We start from the raw sequence: 23,264 nt of genomic DNA, 5'->3' as shown, positions 1-23,264 counted from the left end.
AATCTAAAAGTGCAAAGAAATGATATTATGTCCGGTCGATTACCCCTAATAGGGTAGGGGCGGGTTCACGAAAAATATCTGCCAATAATTGACAATCTCAAAAACCCGCCCTTTTAATCGCTATCATCCAAAACAATTTGGTTTCTGACCCCCGATTTATTCGCGGGAGAAATCTAAAATCTAAAATCTAAAATCTAAAATCAGATGACTGCTCAAACTCTCTCCCCGCCGGAACAAATTGTCGAGCTATCGGGTATCAGTTGGCAAACCTACGAAAATTTGCTTGCCGAAATCGGCGATCGGCAAATTCGACTGACATATAATCGTGGCAATCTGGAAATTATGGTACCTTCTCCAGAACACGAACGCTTCAAACAAGTATTGGGTCGATTTGTTGAAACCTTAGCGGAAGAATTAGAGGTGAGAATTGAACCTCTTGGATCTACCACATTTAAACGTCCTGAACTTAGCGGTGTAGAACCGGATGAATGTTTTTACATTCAGAATATTAGTGCAGTTAAAGGCAAAAAAAGAATCGATCTGACTCAAGATCCGCCGCCGGATTTAGTGGTGGAAATTGATATTACCAGCCGTTCGGAAAATACCTTGCAGGTTTATGCGGATCTGGGAGTGGCGGAAGTTTGGATTTATAATGGTTCGCGACTCAGAATCAACAGATTAGAAAATGGAGAATACGTTGAGGGCGATATCAGTTTAGCATTTCCCAGCTTACCGATATTAGAGATTGTCAGATTTTTGGAACAAGCAGAAACAATGGATTATTTGGAATTAGTAAAAGCATTTCGGAATTGGGTAAAAAGCCAAATTCAGCAAAACCAATGACTTGAAGATAAAATTAAAGAAAATTTACAATTTTAACAAAAAAAAAGCTGTGTTGTGATAAAATAGAGATGATAAACTAATTTAAATATCAATTACCGGCTGGTAGTGCCAGCAATTCTACCCGATATGCGATCGCTAGAGTCTCACAACAAATACCCAGATTGCTTGTGGATGCAATTTGAAGCAATTCCAGTTCCATCGGTTGCACCCCAAACCCAGCAGCTCGACATTCACTTGAGCCTGAATTTTAACGAGCATTGGGAACCCCTGCTAGGTGGTCGCGTCAAATTTGGTCTGCAAGGCGGGACGCTCAAACTCTATCTAGAAAACTGCGAAATACCCGTAGCCTCACGTCAGTTAGTCGGTTCTTTCAAGCTTTTGCCAATAGAAGAAACCCTGCCAATTCCAAGCAGTACAGAAAATTTAGTAACCGAAAGTCAGCGGGAAGTTCCGGGGGGCGAGGATTTGGAAAAAATTAAGGAGACAGAGAGCATATTTTGTCACGTTTCCACAATCAGCGATGATACAACCCCAGCTTGGATTTTTGCAGTGGAACAGGGCAAATCAGTATTAAAAGGTTTGCTAAAAAGCGCTAAGCTGGGAGAAATTACTGCCAAAGAATTTCGGATGGCAGCGGCTTTTGAAGTGGCTAAAGAAGATATTAATCTCACAGATGCGGAGGGTTTGTGGCCGCACGAGATCACGCCAAATCAACATTCGGTTTTAGAAAGAATCCTGACTATATACCTGCAAGCAAATAAACTCCAACCTGCCCTCAGTTGGGCGCTATTGTCCTACAATTTGCCTCCGGTTGAACCGCGCGAAGGGGAAATTGTGCCGGAAGCTGAATCCCAATTGCAGGAAATGGTCGATCGCATTATTTCCGCTGAAACCGACAACTTTGTAGAGTTGGCAAAAATCGCCAATCTCAATCCAGCACTAGATTTCGCGGGTAGCAGCTTGCGCGGAACTACTTTAAGTGCAGTGGATTTTAGCAGCGCAAATCTCGATCGGGCAAATTTCCGGGGTGCAACCTTAAACGATGCCGATTTCAGCGACGCCAACCTGCAAAATGCCAAATTCGGCGGTGCAGATTTGAGTGGGGCTTTCTTAGGAAATGCTGATTTAAGCGGTGCAGATTTGCACAAAGCAAGTCTAGCTTTAGCTAACCTCAGCGGTGCTAATTTGAGCGGCGCAAATCTGCTGGAAGTGAACTTAACAAATACTAATTTCAGCGGTGCGAATGTCGAGTCAGCCAGATTCGGGAACAATTCAGGAATCGATGAGGAGATACAGGTGAATCTACAGCAGCGAGGCGCGATTTTTGAGGAGGTTGAGGCACAGTAAAGTATTTGCTTACTTTTGCTCATGTATGCTACTATTGGCTACAGGGCTTATGTACCACTCAGAAAAGCAGTCGAATTTCTGGGCTTGCATCCACACACCCTAAGAAGATATGCAGACTCCGGGAAAATCAAAAGCATCAAAAATGAAGCAGGGCAAAGACTCTACGATGTCGAGTCCTACCAGCGCGGTGCAGCTAGAACTACCGTTGTTTGCTACTGTCGCGTCAGTTCACCCAAGCAGCGAGACGACCTCGCTCGACAAGTTGACGACCTGCGACAGCAATACCCCGACGCCGAAATCATCCAAGATATCGGGTCGGGACTCAACTTTAAGCGAAAAGGACTGCAAGCCTTACTGGTCAGATTTATGCGCGGCGAACAGCTCACGGTTGTTGTTGCCTGTCGCGACAGATTGTGCAGGTTCGGATTTGAACTATTCGAGTTCATGGCACAGCAAAACGGTGGACAAATCGTGGTTCTTGACCGAACTGTTCACTGCCTTTGAACCGAACTCACAAGCGATCTTCTCGCCATCCTTCACGTCTTCAGTTGCAGAATGCACTCCCGGCGAAGTTACAGCAAGAATATCAAGGAAGATCCGTCTATTCCTAAATCCTGAACAAAAAGCTTTAATCAAGCAGTGGTTTGGAGTGAGTCGTTTTGTCTACAACACGACCATCAAATACCTCCAAGAACCAGGCACAAAAGCTAACTGGATGACGCTCAAAACGGGAATACTTAACAGTTTGCCAGAATGGGCAAAACCTGTACCTTTCCAGATCAAATCGATTGCTATCAAAGATGCTTGCTCAGCAGTTAAGGCGGCTAAGCAGGGTTTCAAAAAAGATGGCCAACTCCGCAAATGCAAATTTCGCAGTAGAAAAGACACAAAACAGTCTATCTATGTGCCAAAAGCATCTATAAAAGACTGCGGTGTCTACCATTCCATTTTAGGTAAGTGTCAGTTAACAGAATCTTTGCCTGAAAATTTTAGTGATGGAAGGTTGACTCTCGCTTACGGGGAATACTACCTAGTTGTTTCTGAAGAAGTGCAACAAACCAAGACCGATAAACAAGGTCGGCTAGTTGCCTTAGACCCCGGTGTCCGCACGTTCATGACGTTTTTCTCTGAAGATTCCTATGGCTGGCTCGGCAATGATTCTAATTTGTACATCCAGAAATTGTGTTTTCGGTTAGACAAGTTGGTATCGAAAATATCTAAAGCCCCCAGTCGGCAAAAAAGAAGATTCAAAAAAGCAGCCAGCAGGCTTCGTTGCAAAATTAAGAATTTGGTCAGAGAGTTGCATCACAAAGTAGCTAAGTTTTTAGTTGATCGTTTTGATGTAATCTTGCTGCCTAGGTTCGAGACTTCTCAAATGGTGTCCAAGTCGCGCCGTAAGTTGAGAAACAAAACGGTGAGACAAATGTTGACTCTCAGCCATTACGAATTTAAAAATTTTCTCAAGTGGATAGCTTGGGAAAATTCAAAACTCGTGATTGACTGCAACGAAGCTTACACTTCTAAAACGGTGTCGTGGACGGGTGAAATTGTCAAGAATTTAGGTGGAGCTAGAACTATTAAGTCCGCAGCCACCGGATTGAAGATGGATAGGGATCTAAATGGTGCTCGCGGGATTTTTCTGCGGGCATTGGTTGACACGCCTTTGTTGAGAGATTCTCTCAACTTATATGTTTGTTAGCATTTGTTAGCAAAAAAGTGTCGGTTTAGTCGGTAAGTGCGAAAGCCTTTTTATTCATCCGCCTCCATTGTGGCACGGGCGTTACGCCTGTGCGATGGAATTTCACCTTTAAACTATCGATTGAAGCAGCAACTCTATGAATTTAGAGGTAAACTCTTAAAAATCCTGCATCTGCCACACCAGGGAGTTTCAATCATGCCATCCCAAAATCTCTGCCACTTTTCCCGGCAGGGTGGTGACTTCAAATGGTTTGCGAATTACCCCAGCAACGTCCATTTTGGCAAATTCAGCCATATCGCTTGACATAACTCTTGCTGTCAGCAGAATCACTGGAATCGATCGAGTAATCGGATCGGATTGGAGGATCTCGTACACAGCAAACCCATCCATTCCAGGCATTGATATATCCAGCAAAATAGCATTAGGTCGTTCTGTTTGTAGGATTTGTAAACATTCTTGTCCTGATTCGGCCACCAGCGTGTTCCATCCCGCGAGGTCTTCCAGGCACAACTGTATCAGTTCGCGGAGGTGTTCTTGGTCGTCAACGATGAGAATTTGCTTCCCTTTCATCTTGTTTTCGGGCAGGAGACTGCCATCATAATTAGCTAATTGCAAAGTGTTCATTTTATTTGGGTTGATTAAAAATCAATCTTTCGGTTGTCAATTGGGTGTCAAATACCCATCTTTAAGCAATCGCTCAAAGATGTGTATTTGAGAGTTGAATCCGAACTTCGGATTGCTCAACTCTCAACTCTTTAGCAATCTGAAGTATTAAACCATCCTGGTCTATTTCAGCCGCATAGATTTCAGGATGTACGCGGTGGGGCAACGGAATGAGACTTTGAAATCCACTAGGAAGGAAATAACCTTCTACTACAGCCGATTCGGTAGGTTGACCTTGGATTAAAACAGTTTCTGGAGTGATTTGGAGATTCAATTTGACAAGATGAATGTCAGAGATGTGAACTTTAACGATAAGTGTCGCATCCTTTTCTTGAACTTTAATGCCTGCGATCGGTGTTTCCTCTGTATGAGCAATCCCAAGTGTGGATTGCTGACAACCAGTGGGCAAACCGGAAAATGAATCTGCGAGATCCTGATTTATATCATTCAAAACCTGAAAAGCATTCATCGAGTCTCCTCCTAATGCAAAGAACTGTTAGCTGAATAACAGGAGACTAAATAGCAACGGTAAGGAATTGGTAAAGATTCCGTTCTTGTTACAAAAATTTACAAAACTGGTAAAATTTATTCATTCCATCCCAAAATCTCTGCTACTTCTTCCGTCAAAGTGATGGGTTGGATGGGTTTGGCAATTACCCCAGCTACCGCCATTTGGGCAAATTTAGCCCGATCGCTGGGCAAAACTTTCGCTGTCAGCAGAATCACTGGAATCGATCGGGTAATCGGATCGGATTGGAGAATCTCGTACACAGCAAACCCATCCATTCCCGGCATAGATACATCCAGCAAAATAGCATTGGGTTGTTCTGTTTGCAGTATTTGTAAACATTCCTCTCCCGATCGTGCCCCCACTGTTTTCCATCCGCCTAAATCTTCTAAGCAGGCTTGCACAAGTTCCCGAAGGTGTTCTTCATCGTCAACAACTAGAATTTGTCTGTGTGTCATCGGATTTGGGATTGCAGATTTTGGATTTGGGATGGATGCTACAGATGAATCTAAGCGTTATTCAACTGTGGCTAAGGGTAGGGTGAAGCAAAATGTGCTGCCTTCACCTAAGATACTTTCGGCCCAGATTTTGCCACCATGCCGCTCCACTATACTGCGACAGATTGCTAAACCTAAACCTGTGCCTCCTTTTTCGCGGGAGTCGGAGGCATCGACTTGCTGAAATCGCCCAAAAATTAGTTCTAGTTTATCTGCAGGAATGCCTCGCCCGCGATCGCTAACTTGGAACAGCACAAAGTCTGTCTGGTTTTCGGCACTCAGATGAATTGTGGAATCGGCAGGTGAGAATTTAATCGCATTACTGAGCAAATTTGTTAAGGTTTGGACGATCGCATCTCCTGTTGCCCAGACTTCTGCATCCGTGGGGGTAACGATTAATGATATCTGCTGTTGAGTAGCGATCGCCTGAGTGCTATCTACCGCTTGCTGCATCAAATCGGCAGCTTTGCAAACGGTTTTTTCCACAATTGCCCGCCCGGAGTCTAGGCGCTCCAAATCTAAAATATCATTAACCAGGTTCACTAAACGATTGGTATCGAGGAGGGCGATTTCAATCATGCGTCTAGATTTTTCCGGCTTTTTATCATAAACCCCACTTTTTATTAGTCCCAAGGACATTTGAATTCCTGTCAAAGGAGTGCGAAGTTCATGGCTGACAATGCCAATGAACTCATTTTTAATGTGTTCGAGCTTTTGTCGTTCGGTAATATCTTCCCCAATGCTGATAGTTCCAATGATGTTTCCCTCTGAATCTTGCAGCATGGTATTGTTCCAAGCAATGAACCGTTCTTCACCAGATTTGGTCAAGATAAAATTTTGATAATAAGGATGAAATTTATGGGCTAAAACTTCCGAAAAAACAATTTTAACTGATTCTTGAAGAGAACCGGGTAAGAAGTTTTCAAACCAATTTTTTCCGATAACTTCTAGGTTAGTATATCCCGTAATTTTTAAGAAGAAAGGATTGACATAATTGACATTTGCCTCTATATCAAGTCCGACAACAATCAACTGCACGTTATCCAAGAGCGATCGCCAGCGTCGTTCGGCTTCTCGGATCGTGGCTTCGGCTTGCTGACGTTCTTGCAGTTCGACCTGAAGTTGTCGGTAGAGTTTAGATTGCTGAATGGCGATCGACAATTGGCTGGCAATCTGTTCAAGTAATTCTATTTCCCACGATTGCCATTGACGAGGTGCCGTATTTTGGTAAATAGCTAACAAACCCCAGAGATTTTCTCTCAAAAATATCGGAAAAACTGCATAACTTTTTGCTTGCAATTGTTCCACTAGCTCGATATGACATGGTTGAATTTCAGCGCAGTAAATATTATTAACCACAAAACTTTCATTATTTCGGAATCGACCGCCGTGAGTTTCTTGCAGATAGGTATCTGCACAATTTTTTTGAAGATCGCTTCCTATCAGTTGTACCCAATCCTCACCAACTGACTCCACAACAAAATCACCACTCCAATCAGGATTAAAGCGGTAAATGGCAGTGCGATCGGTTTGTAATGTCTGCCTGATTTCAGTAACAGCAGTATTTAGAACCGCATTCAGATCCAAAGATTGGCGAATCCCTTGAGTAATCCTCCAGAGCAAATTTTCCTTTCGGGATTTCTGTAGTAAGGCTGCTTCCGCCTCTTGTCGAACTTCTTCGAGGTGCTTCGCTACGGTAATATCTTGATGAACGGCCACCAGAACATCGCCATAGTCGGAATGATTGAATGCAGAGCAAGTTGCACTACACCAAAATGGAGTCCCATCTTTCTTGACATTCTGAACTTCATAACTAAATTCACCCCTTTGTAAAACAGCAGATCGAATGGCTTGATTTACATCTTCAGGGCTGACCGATTCGGTGGCATAGTTGAGAATCGAAACGTGGTGACCGTTGAGTTCGCCAGAGTCATAGCCAAACATCTGCTCAAATTTAGGATTGGCATAGACAATAACTGCATTATCTGTTCTTACTAAACAAATTCCTTCCGCCATGTTGCGGGTAATGACAGCCTGAAGCTCCAGCATTTGTTCGGCTTGTTTAAGTTTAGTCAGATCGCGCAGAATAACGATTATCCCGACAATATTTTCGCCTGTATCACGTAAAGGTGTATAAGTAACGCTCAAAAATTGCCTGACTAAATTGGGAGAAGTAAACCAGTTTTCATACTGAATTGTTTCGCCATCCAAACATCTGTCTAACCGAGGTTTTATCATATTATCGAACACATCTGCATCCAGGATATTCCTAACATAATTTCCGATAACTTCGCTTTCAGATTTGTTGCACCAAGTCAAATAAGCTTGATTGACTATTTGATAAATATAGTTGCGATCCATCAACACAATCCCATCTGTTGTATTGAAGACGATGCGTTCATATTGGCGGAATGCTTCTTCAGTCCGTTTGCGATCGGTGATATCAAATACGCTAGAACGACTCATCATGAAGTTACCTGCTTCATCATAAATTGCTGTAGCATTTAAGTTGAACCACATGGGTGTTCCGTTTTTCTTCAACATCTGAAACTCTACATTCTCGATCCAGCCTTGTTTTTTAAATAAGGGAAAGTTTTGATGAAAAATATTTTTACTTTCAAGTGTCATTAAATCAACATATTTAGTTTTGTATACAATTTCATCGCTGGTATAGCCTAACCACTTCAGTTCCGTATCATTAATCATAATTATTGTTCCTGCAGCATCTAGGGAATGATAGCCACAGGGAGCATTATTATAGAGGTCTTCAACTTGATTGATATATTGTTGGCAGCTATGGTTGACTTCAGTGAGTTCTGCCGTCCGTTCTATGACTCGTTGTTCGAGTTCAGTATGGAGTTGTTGTAGGGCAATTTCTGCTTGTTGGCGCTCTCTCACTTCCGTTTGTACTTGCTCAAATAAATCAGCTTGCTGAATGGCAATTCCAGCTTGAGTTGCTAGCTGTCCCATGAGTTCAATTTCTGATGCTTGCCATTCGCGAGGTGCTGCACAGTGATGGGCAATCAATAATCCCCAAAGTTCTTCTCCCTTAAGGATAGGAATAACCAGGTTAGCTCTAACTTGAAAATTGGCCAGGAAGTCCGGGTGACAAGTATCAATTCCGGCAGTATAAATATCTGATTTAGATGTGAATAAGCCTTGTTTGAAGGATTCGATATAGCTTTCAACCAAGCAAGGCTCCTGTATCTGAGTGGATAAGATTGGTGTCCATTCTGAACCAACTGACTCTACGACCACTTTTGGGCTCCAGTCGGGAGCAAATTGGAAGATAATTACGCGATCGCATTGCAGAATGTTTCTGAGATCCGTTACCGTAGTGTTGAGAATATCTTCTAGTTTGAGGGATTCGGAGAGAGAAAGTGCTGTTTTAGCCAGGATTTGCTGTGGCTGTTCTTGCCCTTTCCCATAATTTTCATCAGTATGTTCTATCATCGATCTACTTAATTAATTAAATTTTTTAGATTGAGGCAGAAACTGGGTTTTTAGCCCTCGTGCGTAAGTTCTATTTAAGTATTTGAGGACTTACGCAATCATCCCAGGTATGGGGGCAACCACGGGGGGTTTGCCCCTACAAAACACTATATATTCAGGCTATGCGTAAGTCCTATATTTCTCGGTTTAAGTAAAGGACGACTGCGCCTGATTCGGCTGAGTACCCGCGTGACTAATTCAGGCCCTAGTACCGGCTTGGTAATAAAATCATCGGCTCCCGCTGCAAAGGCTTGTTGCAGAGATTCTGGCTCGGTATGGGCTGTCACCACCAAAATCGGTAAATTTTCCCATTGGATATCTTGTCGAACGACTTGACACAATTCTAAGCCGGTGACGATCGGCATTTCTAGATCCAGCACTATTAAATCGGGCTCTGTGCTAATTAACACATCCCAAAATTGCTGTGGTTCTTTGAGGGTTGTCACCTCAATTCCCCAAGGAGTCAGTAACGCTGATAATGTAACCAGGATCACAGGGTCATCATCTACGATTAAGACTTTGGCTTCAGAAGTTTTGGGACTGGGTAAAACACGGGAAATCGCTCGAAAAATTTGCTCGGTGGTTGCAGGTTTGTGGAGAAATTGCTTAGCACCTAAGCGCGATACAGCTAAGCGATCGGGAAGACTATCTCGTCCGGTAAAGACAATTATAGGCAGGTTAGGCGATCGCTCGGTCAGTTCTCGCAGTAGCGTCAATCCATCTTCCTCTGTCTCTGCAAAACTTAAATCTAGTAACATCACATCGGGCATTGACAGAGCAAGATGCGATCGGGCTGCAGTAATATTCGGCGCAATTTTCATCCGAAATCCCCAAGCTTCGGATTCTACTTTCAATCGCTCCGTTAATGCAGCATCATCATCAACTACCAAAACCCGATAGTTAAAAATTGCAATATTAGAAACTGGTACAGCCGTTGATCTAATAGGTGTTTTGGTTAATTCCTGCTGTAATCCTGTCACCAATTCCGAGAAGCGAGTAATTTCCTCAGCAGTCAAAGAGCGATCGTTTATGAGCAAATTTTCTGCATAGCGTGCAAATTTCGAGCCTTCGGGATAACCAAAAGACCCCAGAGAGCCGACCAATTTATGAGCTTCATGTTTTGCCACTTGCTGTAATTCAGTTTCTAACTTTCCTGCTAATAAATCAGTTTTTGCCTGCTCCAATACAGAAATTTGTTGGTTGAAGCTTCCCCGAAACCGCTCTAAAACTTTGTCGCTCTCAGACTTATCTACCCCACGAGATTGATGTTTGTGAGTGCGATCGCTCCCAGGATTATTTGAACAAGACGACGCAGATTGGGGGTAAGGTTTCAGTCGATAGCCCATGCCATAAACTGTTTCGATGATTTCTTCAGTTAAGCCACCTGCCTTCAGTTTCTTTCTGAGATCCTTAATATGAGTGATAATGGCGCGATCTGTTGGTGCGTCATCAAATCCCCACAGACGATCCAAAATAGCATTGCGACTAAAGATGCGATCGGGATTCCGCAGTAATAATTCCAGCAGATTATATTCTGTGGGTGTCAGTGAAATTATTTCTTCGCAAAATGTCACTCTACCAGACTCTAAATCTAAACAAAGTTCTCCCCAAGTCAATGTATTAGCCGCTGAATTCGGAGTATAACCTCCTGGGGAAAGTGCTTTACTGCGTCGCAACAAAGTTCGGATTCTTGCCAGTAATACTTCCGTAGCAAAAGGCTTGCTGATGTAATCATCGGCTCCCGCATCGAAAAGAGCCACCACCTCCGCATCTGAATCCTTTGCCGTCATTAACAGGATCGGTTTGCAGTAGCCTTGCGATCGCAATTGCCGACATAGACTAATTCCATCGAGTTTGGGAACCTGCACGTCTAACACAATTAGATCGTACTCAATTGCTGCTGCCAACTCTAGGCCAACTTGTCCGTCATTTGCCCGATCAAAGCCGTAATGATTTGCTTCCAACACATTTGCCAGTGTTGCACTCAGCCCTCCATCGTCCTCTACGAGCAGAATTTTTATCGGAGACTTCTTCATTTTGGCTGTGCGGTTAAATTGCCATGCGATCGACGCGCTTTAATGTCAGGCCGAAGCGTGGCTTTTCACTAAATAACTGCTACTTATTACTACTCCTTTTATCTTACCATTTTTGCAGTCCCATCGCCTCAAAATTGCTGTCACTTCTGCAGTTTATACCAATTTAATGTGAAGTTGCACATATCTCGATCCCCCTCGCATACCCCCTACTCCCCCTGATTGTTGGGGAGTAGGGGTTGACTTTGAGAAGAATCTTGTCCCACCCTATGTAGGGGCGGGCACGGGGAGTAGGGGTCGCACCGCCCCTACAAAGGGGGGATCGAGATATGTGCAGCCTCATACAAAATTGGTATTAGATAAAACCGATCGCCCCTTCCTTCATCTGCGTCCATCCGCGTTTATCCGCCTGCATCTGCAGTTCAAAAAAAGCGTGAAGCGAAGCTATCCCGAAGGGAATCGCCCCAAAAAGAGCGATCGCCCTCCCAAACAAATTATCCTTCATCCTCCGACTTTACAGCAGGAGGACGCCCAGAAATCACAATAAATCCCACAGACTCAAGAGTCATGTGCGGGCGGCGAATACCAGCTAAAACCGCTTGACTCAACAAACTTTCGGTATTGATTTCATCAGCCAAAACCGATTCTAAAAGTTGTTCGGATTTAGAAAGTCGATTCAAGCGCAATTGCAATTGATTTACCCGGTTTTCGAGTTGGATAGCAGCAGTGACAGCAGATCGATCGCACATTTCCACAAAAGCCGATCGCCCGCGCAGCAATTCCTCCGATACCACCCGTCCCTTTTGACAAAAATCATCCCATTCTAGCGGATCGACAAAACTGTCAATCAGCGACGTGCGATTTTTCGACAAATTATAATCCCGATTCGGCCCGCCTTTCCCCTTATAAGCCCGCTGCAAAATCGCTAGAATTTCTGCATCTTCCACCAGAGACATTTGCTCACTGCGAGCATCTACAAACACAGTTTCAAAAATTGGGAGAAACAGAGCATCAGCGCGGCGCTGCAAAGCTTTTAAGTTGTAATTTTCGATATTTTGTGCTTGCAAAACTTGCTGGGCCGGCTGCACATCAGTCTGGATTGAATAATTAAACTGAAAGCCGAACCACTCCTTCCCAGGCGCAGCATCCCAACTTTCATCATGCCGCCACATGGCAAAAGCTTGACCGCGATCGTCCCAGCGAATATAAGAGCTAATTGCATCGATCAATCCCTCACCAATGCGGTAAAGAGCCACATCCGCATTCTGATAAGCAATACGGCGATTGTAACTACCATATTGCTGGCAATAAGGAACCAATCTGGTCATCAAATCCTTCGAGGGAATTAACGTTTTTTGAGTAGGTTTATAGCGCATCAACCCCGATACACTCGGATGTTCAATTTGTTTGAAGTGAAGAGCTTGACACAACCAACCTTCAGTAGCCCGCTGCATTTCTTTATGCTTAGCATCGCAGTTATCGAGAGATTCAAAATACTGAGATGCGCTGTCATCAAGAGTATCAATTTCATCGAGAACGTACTGTTCGTCAATTTTGATTTTCTCTTGTTCGATTTCAGTTTTAATCGCTTCAATTTCGCTGGATAAGCCCTTGCCTCCCTCAGCAAACAACTTTTCTTCTAGTTTGAGAAGTTTTTCCTCAGCATAAAACTGAAGGCTGGCAATAGATTTGTTGAAGATATCAAACCCATCTTTTAAAACTTGAAACCAAGCTTCGTGGGGACTCTCCGGCAAATCCGGGCCTGCAAACAAACAAAATTGCACTCCCATTTTGCTGCCAATGCGATCGACTCTGCCAAGTCTTTGTTCTAACTGGTTGGGAAACCACGGCAAATCGAAGTGAACTAACCAATCTGTCAATTGCAGATTTACCCCTGCTTCTGCCGATCGATCGCACACTAAGATAAAACAATGGGGTTCAGTCTTAAACCGCTTGAGACTAGCCTCAACATCATCAGCCGATTTGCTGGTGTCATGGCTGGCGATCGCATTTTTACCAAAGATTTTAGCTAAATTTTCCGCAATCTCTTGACAAGTTGCAGTAAAACTGGTAAAAATCACAATTTTGGGGAAACGTTCGCCGGGAATCGGCCGTTTAATTTGCTGTTGAATTCTCGACAGCAAATCGCGAGGCTTGCTGTGATACTCGCGCGGAACCTTCAAAGCAACTGCGAGAAATCGGAGAACCGCGATTCGTAACAAACTCAGTCGATCGAGTCCTTCCTGGGGCTTTTCCAGGGTATTGAGCAAGGTTTCCAGCATTTCCCTTTCTTCGGGAAACAGCGCCGTTTTGGTCAAAATTGCCGTGTCATTTTGTCCAAATTCGCGATCGAGCTCAGGAGTCGATTTTTTCTGCAAACGAGCTTTGACAACCCGTTCTAAAACATTCAGCCAAGTACCAGAAGCGCGGAAAAATAGCAGAAAAATTCTCTGATATTCGCTCGACTTGGGAGCGACTGTGCGCCATTTATCGAGTACGCTTTGAATTTCCGACCACTGTTCATCATTCAGATCGTACTCAGTTTTGGGGACAGAATCTCGATCGAAAATCACATCTTCAACCGCATCCCGGCGGTTGCGAAGGATGCGACGATGCAGGCGGTAGGTATCTCTAACGTGAGTACGAATAGCTTGGACAAGGCGAGCCTGTTCTGCGGTTTCTTTAGTTTTCAAACAACTTTCTAACTCTGTTGCTAATCCGATTAAATAATCATCTTTGGCAAAAATAGTGCGAAGTTGAGCGAGTTTTGTTTGCAAAACTGCAGGCTTAGCATTTTCTCTAAAATCTAGCAAAGCGCGGCCGATTTCTTGACGGTTTTGCACCTGTTCTTTGAAGCTTTCCAGGTCATCAAGACGGTAAGTTGTGGGCTCTAGCAAGTGCAGCATCGTTAGAAAATCTTGCTCGTGGCCGATAACTGGCGTTGCAGATAATAACAATACATTTTTGCTTTTCTGAGCTAGTTTCTGACAAAGTTCAAAGGACTGCTGCTGAGTACGATCGCTCGAATGTGCCATTGCTGCCACATCATGGGCTTCATCCACAATCAGAAAATCTAGATTAGCATTGCGGCTAATTTGATTGATGTCGCTAACAGCAGCAAGCTGCACTCTGTCAGCAAAATGAGACAAATAGAATTTATTTTCCAACTCCTGCCGCCACTGTTCGAGCAAGTATTTCGGAACGAGTACCACAGCGCGTCCGTTGGGTTCATCTAGCAGAAATTGGCGGAGAATTGTCCCGGCTTCTACTGTTTTTCCGAGTCCTGGTTCATCTGCCAATAAATAGCGCACGATTGGGTCTTCTAGGACGCGCCGGACGACTTCAACTTGGTGCGGATAGAGGTCTATATTAGCAGAAATTAAACCCGTCATGCCGCGGCTGACGGCCCGCTGTTCGATCGCAGATTGAACAAATGCCAATCGGCGATCGTGAAAATACGGCGTTTCTTGGCCTTTGACTGCTAAAATGTCGATCGGATCGGCGATCGGGATATTGCAGCGAACGTACAGTTCGGTTTCGACAGCTTGCAAACTTTGGCTGTCGGGGAGGTCAATTTCGTATTCTAATTTATCTTCATCCCAGTCGTAAACTCGCCCGATAATCCATCTTTCCTGAGTTGTACTCCAGAGGTAGCAGCGGGTTTGGCGCTGAAGTCTGGCTTCTTGCAGCAAACCCAAGGGTACAGTTTTGCGGATGCGGTTTTTTACTGAGCAAAAATATTCAACTACGGCATCGGTACGCGATACCTCGACAACTTTTCCGACTCCCAAATCGTTTCTGGGCGATCGAACTAATGAACCAACATCAATCATAATTACAACCTGACAATACTTACTAGATTACAATCAATCCTTTCCAGTTAAAAATTTTAGCAAAATGCGATTTTTGCCTGCGTCATTTTTCTAGTCAAATGACAGCAAATCTTGTATTCTGAAAAAAATAAGTTTAGCATGGTAACTCACATTTTGCACCATTCTGAAGAACGGGCAAGATGCCCGTTCCACAAAAGATAAATTTTATTGTGGAACAGGCATCTTGCCTGTTCCTAAAAGGCTAGTTGAGAATGGTGCAAGATATAAGTTAAAACTCACATCTTGCACCATTCTCAAGAACGGGCTCTTCGGCCCGTTCCACAAAAGATAAATTTTCTTGTGGAACAGGCATCTTGCCTGTTCCTAAAAGGCTACCATTTTCTGTCCCAAGAAAACGTAGTGAAACAATCTCAAACCCTTGATTCAACGCCCTTGAGTGCGTAAGTCCTGAATAACTAATTCCGAGGAAGGAAAAATAACGCCTAGATTACCGGATTCCCATTTCGGATATTTCTGCATAACACTGGTATAAATTTCAGACTCTGTAAACCCTGCTAACCAAGCTTGTAGCGGAGGCCAAGGCTGTTCGTTAAACCAAGCTGGATCGGTATGAGCGAATTGACGAACAAAAGGTGCGATCGCCATATCAGCCAATGCTATATTGTTACCAAACAAATATTTACTCGCGCTTAACTGTGAGTTGAGTTTTTCCAGGAATAAAGAACCTTCATACCGATGTACTTGGGCATCAACACCGGGATAACGATCCGGGTACTTATAACGGTCAAGATGATATTTAAACCTATCATCAAATAGAGCAATTAGTTCCAGCATTTCTGTAACAGAACCTTGCTGTGGCATCAACCATTTTTCAGGATCATGTTGTTTCAATGCCCATAACATGATATCGATACTTTGATCCAGTACACGCCCATCAACATCAATCAATATTGGTACTGTACCTTTGGGAGATACCTCCAACATCTCTGGTGGTTTGTCTCGCAAAACAACTTCCCGCAACTCACACACCCGATTGCTAACCATCAAGGCCAAGCGCGCGCGCATAGCATAGGGACAGCGGCGAAACGAATACAAAATCGGGTATGTTGCTGACATATAATATTGATTCCCGTTGCACCGGAATAATTGTTGACTGTTGACGGTTTACTGTTGACTGTAAATCAAAAAAATGAAAATTTCGCTAATATTTGTTAGCAGCTTGATTCAACTTGATCAGGACGATGAAGCGGGGATTTGATATCATTCCGATGCAGCCGGAATTGATATAATTAGTCGATCGCGCGATCGGGTTTTTCGGGTCAAAAACCCGGTTTCTTTCGATATTTCTCGTCGTCAAACAAGATTTTTCCGAGAAACCGGGTTTCTTTGAACTTAGTGAATAATACTATTAGTCGCAGGCTTCATCTACTTTTTCCTTCCCATCGTAGCGCGCGCCTATATGTACTTGGTTGCGACGCTTAGCAAGCTCAATCTGACGTTGACGTTCATATAAAGCTTGTTTTTTGGTTTCAGTTTTGGAGTCATGACAATGAGGACAACTCACACCAAGTACAAATAATTCAGAAGCCTTATCTTCCTGACTAATCGGGTGACGACAACCGCGACAAAGTTCATAGTTACCAGGCTTTAAATCCTGACCAACAGAAACCCGTTCATCAAAGACAAAACATTCACCTTCCCAACGACTTTCTGCTTCCGGCACCGTTTCCAAATATTTTAAAATTCCGCCTTCGAGATGATAGACTTCCTCAAAACCTTGACTACGCAAAAAAGCAGTCGATTTCTCGCAGCGAATACCACCGGTGCAAAACATTGCCACCTTGGGTTTATTGCGTAAAGCAGTTTCCCGCAGCACCCATTCAGGTAACTCAGAAAAGCTTTTTGTTTTTGGATTAATAGCGCCTTCAAAAGTACCCATAGATACCTCGAAATCGTTACGCACATCAACCACGACAACATCGGGATCGTCAAGCAGCTTATTCCACTCATCAGGCTTAACATATTTGCCCGCCATGAGGCGGGGATTAATGTCCGGTACTCCCATCGTGACTATTTCGCGCTTCAAGCGTATTTTCAGGCGGTAAAAAGGTGCTTTTTCCGAGAAAGATTCCTTGTGTACCAGATCCGCAAAACGCGGGTCACTACGCAAGAATGCCAGCACTGCGTGTACGCCCTCGGATGAGCCGGCAATAGTGCCATTAATGCCTTCTTGGGCCAGCAAGATAGTGCCTTTAACGTTGTTGTTGTTGCAACAATCGAGTAGCGGTGCTTTCAGCTCAGCAAAATCAGGTAGTTCAACGAACTTATATAAAGCAGCGGTTAAGAAAGAAGGCATAGATTGAATTGATAGCACTAATTAATTTTCATACTTCTATGAAAATTCAGTCAAAGCGGACGGTGGGACTCGAACCCACGACGTTCAGCATGGGAAGCTGACATTCTACCACTGAATTACGCCCGCGCTTAGGGTTTTTTAGCTGTTTTTACTTTGTAGCAATTACGCTCAAAAACGACTATAAAACATTATACACCTATTTTCTGATTTGGATCAGGCGATTTTGAGTGTAACAGGACTTAGGCACTCCGACCAAAGAAACCGGGTTTTTTACCAAATCTAGCGGTTTCAACAAAGTATTTTCGTAAAAAACCCGGTTTCTGAGCCCCATGCGTAAGTCCTGTGTCCATTTTGCGTGGGCCCGATCGCCCATCCACCGCACAAAAAAAGTCCTGCACCAAAGGCAGGACTTAATCTAACTTAAATTTCTTAGTCTCAAGCGAGAGGGACTTCGTTTGACAAGAAGCGGTTTCAACCGCCGATCGATCGAGGGGAATCGAACTTTGCCGTTAGACGAAGCGCAAAGAGTTGCTGTCAATAGCCAGGAAAGAAACTGATTGGACGATCGCAATCAATTCATCCGCGCCATTCGTCTTCTTGAAAATAGCGGTTCCAGCAGGCAATCCTTGGGGAGACTCACCTAACTGATAAGTGCTAGGAGCACCTTGAAGTTGGAGGATATCTTCGATCGGGTTGAAACCGACAATCAAAGCGTAGTCGCCTGCGCCAGTGCCGGTATCGTTGCCATCGTTGTAATAGAACTTGGTGGCATCTCCCAGCAAGAAAGTATCATTGCCTTCAGCGCCAATCAGGGTATCGATTTCGCCTAGCCCAGGATTAGCAGCAGTGTAGTCAACACCAACGAAGATGTCGTTACCTTTTGTGCTGTAGAGGAAATCGTTGCCGCTACCGCCAAACAACACATCATTATTTTCACCGCCGTACAGAGTATCGCTACCCTCGTCGCCGAGTAAAGTATTGTTGCCGAGTTCGCCTGCGAGGACATCGTTACCAGCGCCGCCAAATATCAAATCGTCAGCTTTGCCACCTAATGCGGTATCTGCACCGTCGCCGCCGACAAGGGTGTCGTTGCCGAGGTTGCCAAACAAGAGGTCGTTGCCAGCATCGCCGAATACACCGTCATCACCTTTGCCGCCAAATAGGATGTCGTCGCCGCCATTGCCTCCCACGGTGTCGTTGCCCTGGTTGCCATACAAGATATTGTTAGCTTCGCTGCCAACGATCGCGTCGTTGCCGCTGGTGCCGAGAATCTGTGGCAATTCGCTTGGTGCCGGCCGGTTGGTGAATGTGAGTGCGATCGGAAGTGCGATCGTCTGAGCTGGCGCGGGAGTGAAAACGGGTGTGGGTGTGGTAGCCGGTGTGGGCGTCGTAACCGGTGTGGGTGTCGGTGTGGGTGGCAGCGGTGGGAGTGCAACCGGTGTTGGCGCGGCGGGTGTCGGCGCCGTGGGTGTTGGCGCTGTGGGTGTTGGCGCTGTGGGTGTTGGCGCCGTGGGTGTTGGCGCCGTAGGTGTTGGCGCCGTGGGTTCCGCAGTCGCCTCTGGTAAATTAGCCGCGAGAATCTCCGTACCAGCGAGATTGCCGACAGTTTCGATAAAGCCAACACCTTCGACAGTCGCCGATGCACCGAAGAAGTCGGAAATTACAATGTCATCCGTAGCCCTGACTACACCGTCTTTATTGATGTCGATCGCTAAACTCGTGCCTTGGCGGGCCAAGCCTGTATTTCCCGATGACAGCGACAGTGACAGGGTAGGGCTGGTACTGACATTACCGTTAAAATCAACAAAGTCTAGGCGATCGATGCCGCCTGTATCCTGAATCGAAATTTGATTTGTTCCCTGATCCTGTCGGATTTGATAAAGATCGTTACCTGCACCGCCTCGCATCACACTGCCATTGCCAGAGTTGGTATAGAGCGTATCATCGCCAGCACCCCCTTCCAAGGTGCTACCATTACTACCACTGAGATAGTCATTGCCATCTCCTCCTAAGATGAGGCTCTGGAAGCTGCCAAGGAGGCTGTCATTACCCGCACCGCCATCCAAATTGAAGCCGTTTACCAGCGTGTCATCTCCATCGCCACCAGCCAGACTGTCTTTGCCAGCGAAACCTCCATCCAGAAAGTCGTTGCCGATACCTCCATCCAGGGTGTCATCGACATTGCCGCCAAGAAGGCTGTCATTTCCGCCACCGCCACTGAGGCTGTTGTTTCCTCCACCGCCCAGCAAGCTGTCGTTGCCATCTAAGCCACTGATGGTGTCATTGCCCTCAAGCCCTGAGATGTTGTCATTAGCCGCAGTGCCGGTGAGGTTATCGTTGCCTGCTGTTCCCGTTATGCCACTGGTTCCGGGTGCTATCGTAGCCTCAGTCAGATTAGCCGCGAGAATCGCAGTACCAGAGAGGTTGCCCACAGTTTCGATGAAGCCAGCACCTTCGACAGTCGCCGATGCACCGAAGAAGTCTAAAATCACCACCTCCTCTCCAGCCCTGACTATCCCGTCTTGATTGATGTCAATCACTAAATTAGTGCCTTGTCGGGTCAAGCCTGTATTTCCCGATGACAACGACAGGGATAGGGCAGGGCTGGTACTGATATTACCGTTGAAGTCAACAAAATCTAGGCGATCGATGCCACCTGTATCCTGAATTTGAAGTGGAATCTTCCCGTTATCCGGCATGAGATAGCGATCGTTACCTATACCGCCTCGCAACACAGAGCTAAATCCGGCATTGAGCGTATCATCGCCAGCACCGCCTTCTAAGGTGCTTTGACTACCACGGAGAAAGTCATTGCCGTCTCCCCCTAAGAGGAGGCTTGGGAAGTTAGCAAGGAGACTGTCATTACCCGCACCACCATCCAAAGTTGAAGAGGCGTCATTGCTGCCTTGGAGCGTGTCATCTCCATCGCCACCAATCAAACTATCCTTGCCACTGAAACCTCCATTCAAAAAGTCATTGCCGACACCCCCATCCAAGGTGTCATTGCCGTCATCACCAAGCAGGCTGTCATTGCCCCCACCTCCACTGAGGCTGTCGTTTCCTGCACCACCAAACAAGGTATCGTTGCCATCTAAGCCAGCGATGGTGTCATTACCGTCAAGCAGTGTAATGTTGTCATTGCCGACAGTGCCTGTGAGGTTATCGTCACCGGGAGTACCAGTGATTGCATTGGTTCCGGGTGCAGCCGTAGCCTCAGTGAGATTAGCAGCGAGAATTGCCGCACCAGTGAGGTTGCCCACATTTTCGATAAAGCCCACACCTTCGACAGTCGCCGATGCACCGAAGAAGTCGGAAATTACAATGTCATCAGTAGTCCTGACGATCCCATCTTTGTTGATGTCAATCTGTAAATTAGTGCCTTGTCGAGTCAAGCCTATATTTCCCGATGACAATGACAACGACAGGGACTGGGTAGGACTGGTACTGATATCGATGCCAAAATCATCAACAAAGTCTAGGCGATCGATGCCACCTGTATCCTGAATTTGCAGTTGATTCTGGCTAAAATCCCGCAGGAGATAGCGATCGTTACCTGCACCACCTCGCAACACATTGCCATTGTTAAATCCGGCGAGGGTATCATCGCCAGCACCCCCTTCTAAGGTGCTACCACTGAGATAGTCATTGCCGTCTCCACCTAAGACAAGGCTCTGGAAGCTACCAAAGAGGCGGTCATTGCCCGCACCGCCATCCAAATTTAAGCCGCCTTGCAGCGAGTCATCTCCATCGCCACCAGCCAGACTACTTTTACCAAAACCTCCATTCAGAAAGTCATTGCCTATACCCCCATCCAGGGTGTTATCGCCCTCACCGCCAAGGAGGGAGTCATTGCCCCCACCCCCACTGAGGTTGTCGTTTCCTGCACCGCCTAGCAAGGTGTCGTTGCCCTCTAAGCCAGCAATGGTGTCATTGCCCTCAAGCCCTGAGATGTTGTCATTCTCAGGCCCGCCGATAAGATTGTCATTTGTCAATGTACCAGTCAATACTGCCAATGTCTTTTTCCTGCTTAATGTAAACAGGCGAGGGCTAATTTTACTTAGCTACTACGCCCTAATTATCTATCAGTGCTTTTTCCCAAAAATTATGCGAATTTTCCAAAAAACTTTTTTTTGCACAATTTGTTTCATTGGCGACAAAAGATGCTATGATTTATAGCCTCTGTTCACCACAAAATAACGAGACTTACAGCACTTTGAGATAAAACCCGCCACAAAGAGGGTAAACTTGAAAGATGTAAAAAAAGCAAATTATTTAGAGATAGCTGCATATTCTATTGACTTACTACAGAAGATACTAAGTGCGTGGCCAAACAAAGAAGGCACACAAAGAGACTTAGCAAAACGATTTAAAGTCAGTCGATCGCTCATAGGTGACTTTTTGCCTCGGTATTGAGAGACGGCCCAGATAGCTGCCATGACTCTCTTGAGGGGAGCGGCGCTCGAAGCTTAAAAGTAAAGAGGAAGAATTGTTAAAGATAATAGTGACAGAGCACTCGTGATATATATGCGAGAAATTCACTTTTGAAATAAAAGAGCGCCAAGGCATAGAGGTAAGGAATGAGAATTAAATAACTTCCACTCTTGAAAGTGGGATGGGCGTCTCGCCCGTCCAAAAAGGACGGGCGGGACGCCCATCCCACAATAACAATTAAAATTGTAAGTTATTTAATTCGCGATCCTAAGTATATCAAGTTTGTCCCGCACTTTTAACCTCTTAAAATTAAGGCGTAAAAAAAACTTTAGTAGCGACTCAGCCTTGCTACAGAAATTGTACAAAAATTGCGCTATGAATGAAAGCGTTGGCTAGATACTATACACATCAAAAACCACGTATTTATTGATGAAACAGTGGCAGCGATCGCACAACCGAGCTATGATACTGTGGCGGAGCAAAATGTCATCGCCTCGCTTCCTAACATTGACAAAGAGTTAGCGGCTTGGGATCGCACATTCCGATCGTGCGATCGAACTGCGTCATTTTTAAAAGCGCCGCCAAAGCTTCCGCAGTTTGAGTTTGCAGCCATCCCATCGCCACGAACCGCACCATAAACTCCCCATCGTTCACTTTTCTCACCAACATCGGTAGAATCGCCCTTTCTCACAGCCCTTACCCCCGGCAGCCTGTCTTGAGAATCCGAACTTTGCAGCGCTGCTGGGATTTCCCTAATTTCTATCAGCCAAGTAAAATATATTTTTGTTACTTTTCTTTAAGCTTTTAGCAATTATTGCCGGATTTTGGGAAGATAAAAAAAAGTTCACTTATTAGATTGTGTCTGCAAATTAACAGCCTCCAACTTCAACACCAGAATAATTTCAGAAAGTAATTGCTGAATTTGAGCAATATTGGCAACCGCTAATCGACGATACTCTGGAAATCACTAAAAAGGTAAAAATGCCTCAACAAGCAGTGATGAAGCAGTTAGAAAATAATCCAGAGATAGTTTACATCCACGGGGCGCTAGCGACTTTGCGTGAAGCGAAGCTATCCCCCTCTTAATCGCTACAACCTGCCTAAAAACGAGATTAATTGCGCTTCTGTAGAGGGTTTTTTTAAGTTTTTATACTTAATTGTACGATTTGATTTCCCCGAAAATTCTCCCTAGCCCAACTGCTTCATCAAGGTGGACAAGATTCTGCTTTGAAGTTTCTTGATGAGTTGGCGGATTTAGGGGAACTGGACTCTATCGAAAATCTTCAGAGAATTGCTACGATCGCAGAATGTGAAAAATTTACTTTTTATCAACTTTCAAGAGTACAATTAGTATAATTCATGAGGAATTTAAACCTTCATAATTGTCCCATTTGATGCAGTATGGCTCTCAATAATAATAATAATAATAATAATAATAATAATAATAATAATTTGAAAATCGCTCGATCGCACGCGCAGACTGCGCCTCAATATATCCGCAGGTATATGGCTAATCCTTCCTTTTAGGATACTTAATCATATATAATAAAAATAAAAACCTA

16 protein-coding genes and 1 tRNA gene are annotated in these 23,264 nt (G+C 44.8%); 4 read left to right on the top strand and 13 right to left on the bottom strand.

The genetic code is table 11. The features are described 5' to 3' along the window. The first annotated feature begins 204 nt into the window (after positions 1-204). The 4 genes from QUB20_RS04410 (at position 205) to QUB20_RS04395 (ending at position 3,889) form a co-directional block, all read left to right on the top strand. Positions 205-843 (top strand): Uma2 family endonuclease, encoded by a 639-nt coding sequence (locus QUB20_RS04410; protein ID WP_333244002.1) that lies wholly within the window; start codon positions 205-207, stop codon positions 841-843. A 105-nt stretch (positions 844-948) separates the two neighbouring features. Next, entirely contained in the window at positions 949-2,190 is a 1,242-nt protein-coding gene (locus tag QUB20_RS04405; RefSeq protein ID WP_333243999.1) for a pentapeptide repeat-containing protein, read from the top strand. A gap of 21 nt (positions 2,191-2,211) precedes the next feature. Then, on the top strand, positions 2,212-2,694 hold the full coding sequence (locus QUB20_RS04400; RefSeq protein ID WP_333243996.1) for an IS607 family transposase: 483 nt from the start codon (positions 2,212-2,214) through the stop codon (positions 2,692-2,694). After that, the gene (locus QUB20_RS04395; RefSeq protein WP_333243993.1) at positions 2,669-3,889 is read left to right on the top strand and encodes a transposase; all 1,221 of its coding nucleotides are present in this window, start codon (positions 2,669-2,671) and stop codon (positions 3,887-3,889) included. The genes QUB20_RS04400 and QUB20_RS04395 overlap by 26 nt, the downstream gene beginning before the upstream one ends. Positions 3,890-4,078: 189 nt before the next feature. Here QUB20_RS04395 and QUB20_RS04390 read toward each other — a convergent pair whose 3' ends face one another. The 13 genes from QUB20_RS04390 to QUB20_RS04330 all read right to left on the bottom strand — a co-directional run bounded on the left by QUB20_RS04390 (position 4,079) and on the right by QUB20_RS04330 (position 22,371). Continuing rightward, positions 4,079-4,459 (bottom strand): response regulator, encoded by a 381-nt coding sequence (locus QUB20_RS04390; RefSeq protein WP_333244148.1) that lies wholly within the window; start codon positions 4,457-4,459, stop codon positions 4,079-4,081. Positions 4,460-4,586: 127 nt separating this feature from the next. Then, positions 4,587-5,021: a hypothetical protein gene (locus tag QUB20_RS04385; protein WP_333243990.1), complete on the bottom strand. Its 435-nt coding sequence runs from the start codon at positions 5,019-5,021 to the stop codon at positions 4,587-4,589. Positions 5,022-5,137: 116 nt separating this feature from the next. Continuing rightward, on the bottom strand, positions 5,138-5,518 hold the full coding sequence (locus QUB20_RS04380) for a response regulator (RefSeq protein ID WP_333055646.1): 381 nt from the start codon (positions 5,516-5,518) through the stop codon (positions 5,138-5,140). Positions 5,519-5,575: 57 nt separating this feature from the next. Further along, positions 5,576-9,010, bottom strand: coding sequence for a PAS domain S-box protein (locus tag QUB20_RS04375; protein WP_333243987.1), 3,435 nt, complete (start codon positions 9,008-9,010; stop codon positions 5,576-5,578). A gap of 146 nt (positions 9,011-9,156) precedes the next feature. Then, complete coding sequence (locus QUB20_RS04370; protein WP_333243984.1) at positions 9,157-11,085, bottom strand: response regulator; 1,929 nt, start codon at positions 11,083-11,085, stop codon at positions 9,157-9,159. A 352-nt stretch (positions 11,086-11,437) separates the two neighbouring features. Further along, positions 11,438-11,587, bottom strand: a complete 150-nt coding sequence (locus QUB20_RS04365) for a hypothetical protein (RefSeq protein WP_333055649.1) — start codon at positions 11,585-11,587, stop codon at positions 11,438-11,440. After that, positions 11,577-14,915: a protein DpdE gene (gene dpdE, locus QUB20_RS04360; protein WP_333243981.1), complete on the bottom strand. Its 3,339-nt coding sequence runs from the start codon at positions 14,913-14,915 to the stop codon at positions 11,577-11,579. The genes QUB20_RS04365 and dpdE overlap by 11 nt, the downstream gene beginning before the upstream one ends. A gap of 423 nt (positions 14,916-15,338) precedes the next feature. After that, on the bottom strand, positions 15,339-16,031 hold the full coding sequence (locus QUB20_RS04355) for a glutathione S-transferase (RefSeq protein ID WP_333243979.1): 693 nt from the start codon (positions 16,029-16,031) through the stop codon (positions 15,339-15,341). A gap of 85 nt (positions 16,032-16,116) precedes the next feature. Continuing rightward, positions 16,117-16,272 (bottom strand): hypothetical protein, encoded by a 156-nt coding sequence (locus tag QUB20_RS04350; RefSeq protein WP_333243976.1) that lies wholly within the window; start codon positions 16,270-16,272, stop codon positions 16,117-16,119. A 51-nt stretch (positions 16,273-16,323) separates the two neighbouring features. Next, positions 16,324-17,271: an oxygen-dependent tRNA uridine(34) hydroxylase TrhO gene (gene trhO, locus QUB20_RS04345; RefSeq protein ID WP_333244145.1), complete on the bottom strand. Its 948-nt coding sequence runs from the start codon at positions 17,269-17,271 to the stop codon at positions 16,324-16,326. 54 nt (positions 17,272-17,325) lie between these two features. After that, positions 17,326-17,397: transfer RNA gene (locus QUB20_RS04340), tRNA-Gly, on the bottom strand. A 383-nt stretch (positions 17,398-17,780) separates the two neighbouring features. Further along, entirely contained in the window at positions 17,781-21,284 is a 3,504-nt protein-coding gene (locus QUB20_RS04335) for a calcium-binding protein (RefSeq protein WP_333243973.1), read from the bottom strand. A 919-nt stretch (positions 21,285-22,203) separates the two neighbouring features. Then, positions 22,204-22,371 (bottom strand): hypothetical protein, encoded by a 168-nt coding sequence (locus tag QUB20_RS04330; RefSeq protein WP_333244442.1) that lies wholly within the window; start codon positions 22,369-22,371, stop codon positions 22,204-22,206. Positions 22,372-23,264 lie beyond the last annotated feature (893 nt).

The organism is Microcoleus sp. B4-C2 (assembly GCF_036705265.1).
Taxonomy (GTDB): Bacteria; Cyanobacteriota; Cyanobacteriia; order Cyanobacteriales; family Microcoleaceae; genus Microcoleus.
Note: the sequence above shows the minus strand (reverse complement) of the source record. Positions and strands in the feature narration are given on the sequence as shown.

Bases quoted from the DNA above. Each gene is read 5' to 3' on its own strand.
- QUB20_RS04400 (WP_333243996.1), top strand. From the start codon at position 2,212: ATGTATGCTACTATTGGCTACAGGGCTTATGTACCACTCAGAAAAGCA.
- trhO (WP_333244145.1), bottom strand. From the start codon at position 17,271: ATGCCTTCTTTCTTAACCGCTGCTTTATATAAGTTCGTTGAACTACCT.
- QUB20_RS04375 (WP_333243987.1), bottom strand. From the start codon at position 9,010: ATGATAGAACATACTGATGAAAATTATGGGAAAGGGCAAGAACAGCCA.
- QUB20_RS04410 (WP_333244002.1), top strand. From the start codon at position 205: ATGACTGCTCAAACTCTCTCCCCGCCGGAACAAATTGTCGAGCTATCG.
- dpdE (WP_333243981.1), bottom strand. From the start codon at position 14,915: ATGATTGATGTTGGTTCATTAGTTCGATCGCCCAGAAACGATTTGGGA.
- QUB20_RS04355 (WP_333243979.1), bottom strand. From the start codon at position 16,031: ATGTCAGCAACATACCCGATTTTGTATTCGTTTCGCCGCTGTCCCTAT.
- QUB20_RS04385 (WP_333243990.1), bottom strand. From the start codon at position 5,021: ATGAATGCTTTTCAGGTTTTGAATGATATAAATCAGGATCTCGCAGAT.
- QUB20_RS04365 (WP_333055649.1), bottom strand. From the start codon at position 11,587: ATGAAGGATAATTTGTTTGGGAGGGCGATCGCTCTTTTTGGGGCGATT.
- QUB20_RS04330 (WP_333244442.1), bottom strand. From the start codon at position 22,371: ATGTTGGTGAGAAAAGTGAACGATGGGGAGTTTATGGTGCGGTTCGTG.
- QUB20_RS04370 (WP_333243984.1), bottom strand. From the start codon at position 11,085: ATGAAGAAGTCTCCGATAAAAATTCTGCTCGTAGAGGACGATGGAGGG.
- QUB20_RS04390 (WP_333244148.1), bottom strand. From the start codon at position 4,459: ATGAAAGGGAAGCAAATTCTCATCGTTGACGACCAAGAACACCTCCGC.
- QUB20_RS04380 (WP_333055646.1), bottom strand. From the start codon at position 5,518: ATGACACACAGACAAATTCTAGTTGTTGACGATGAAGAACACCTTCGG.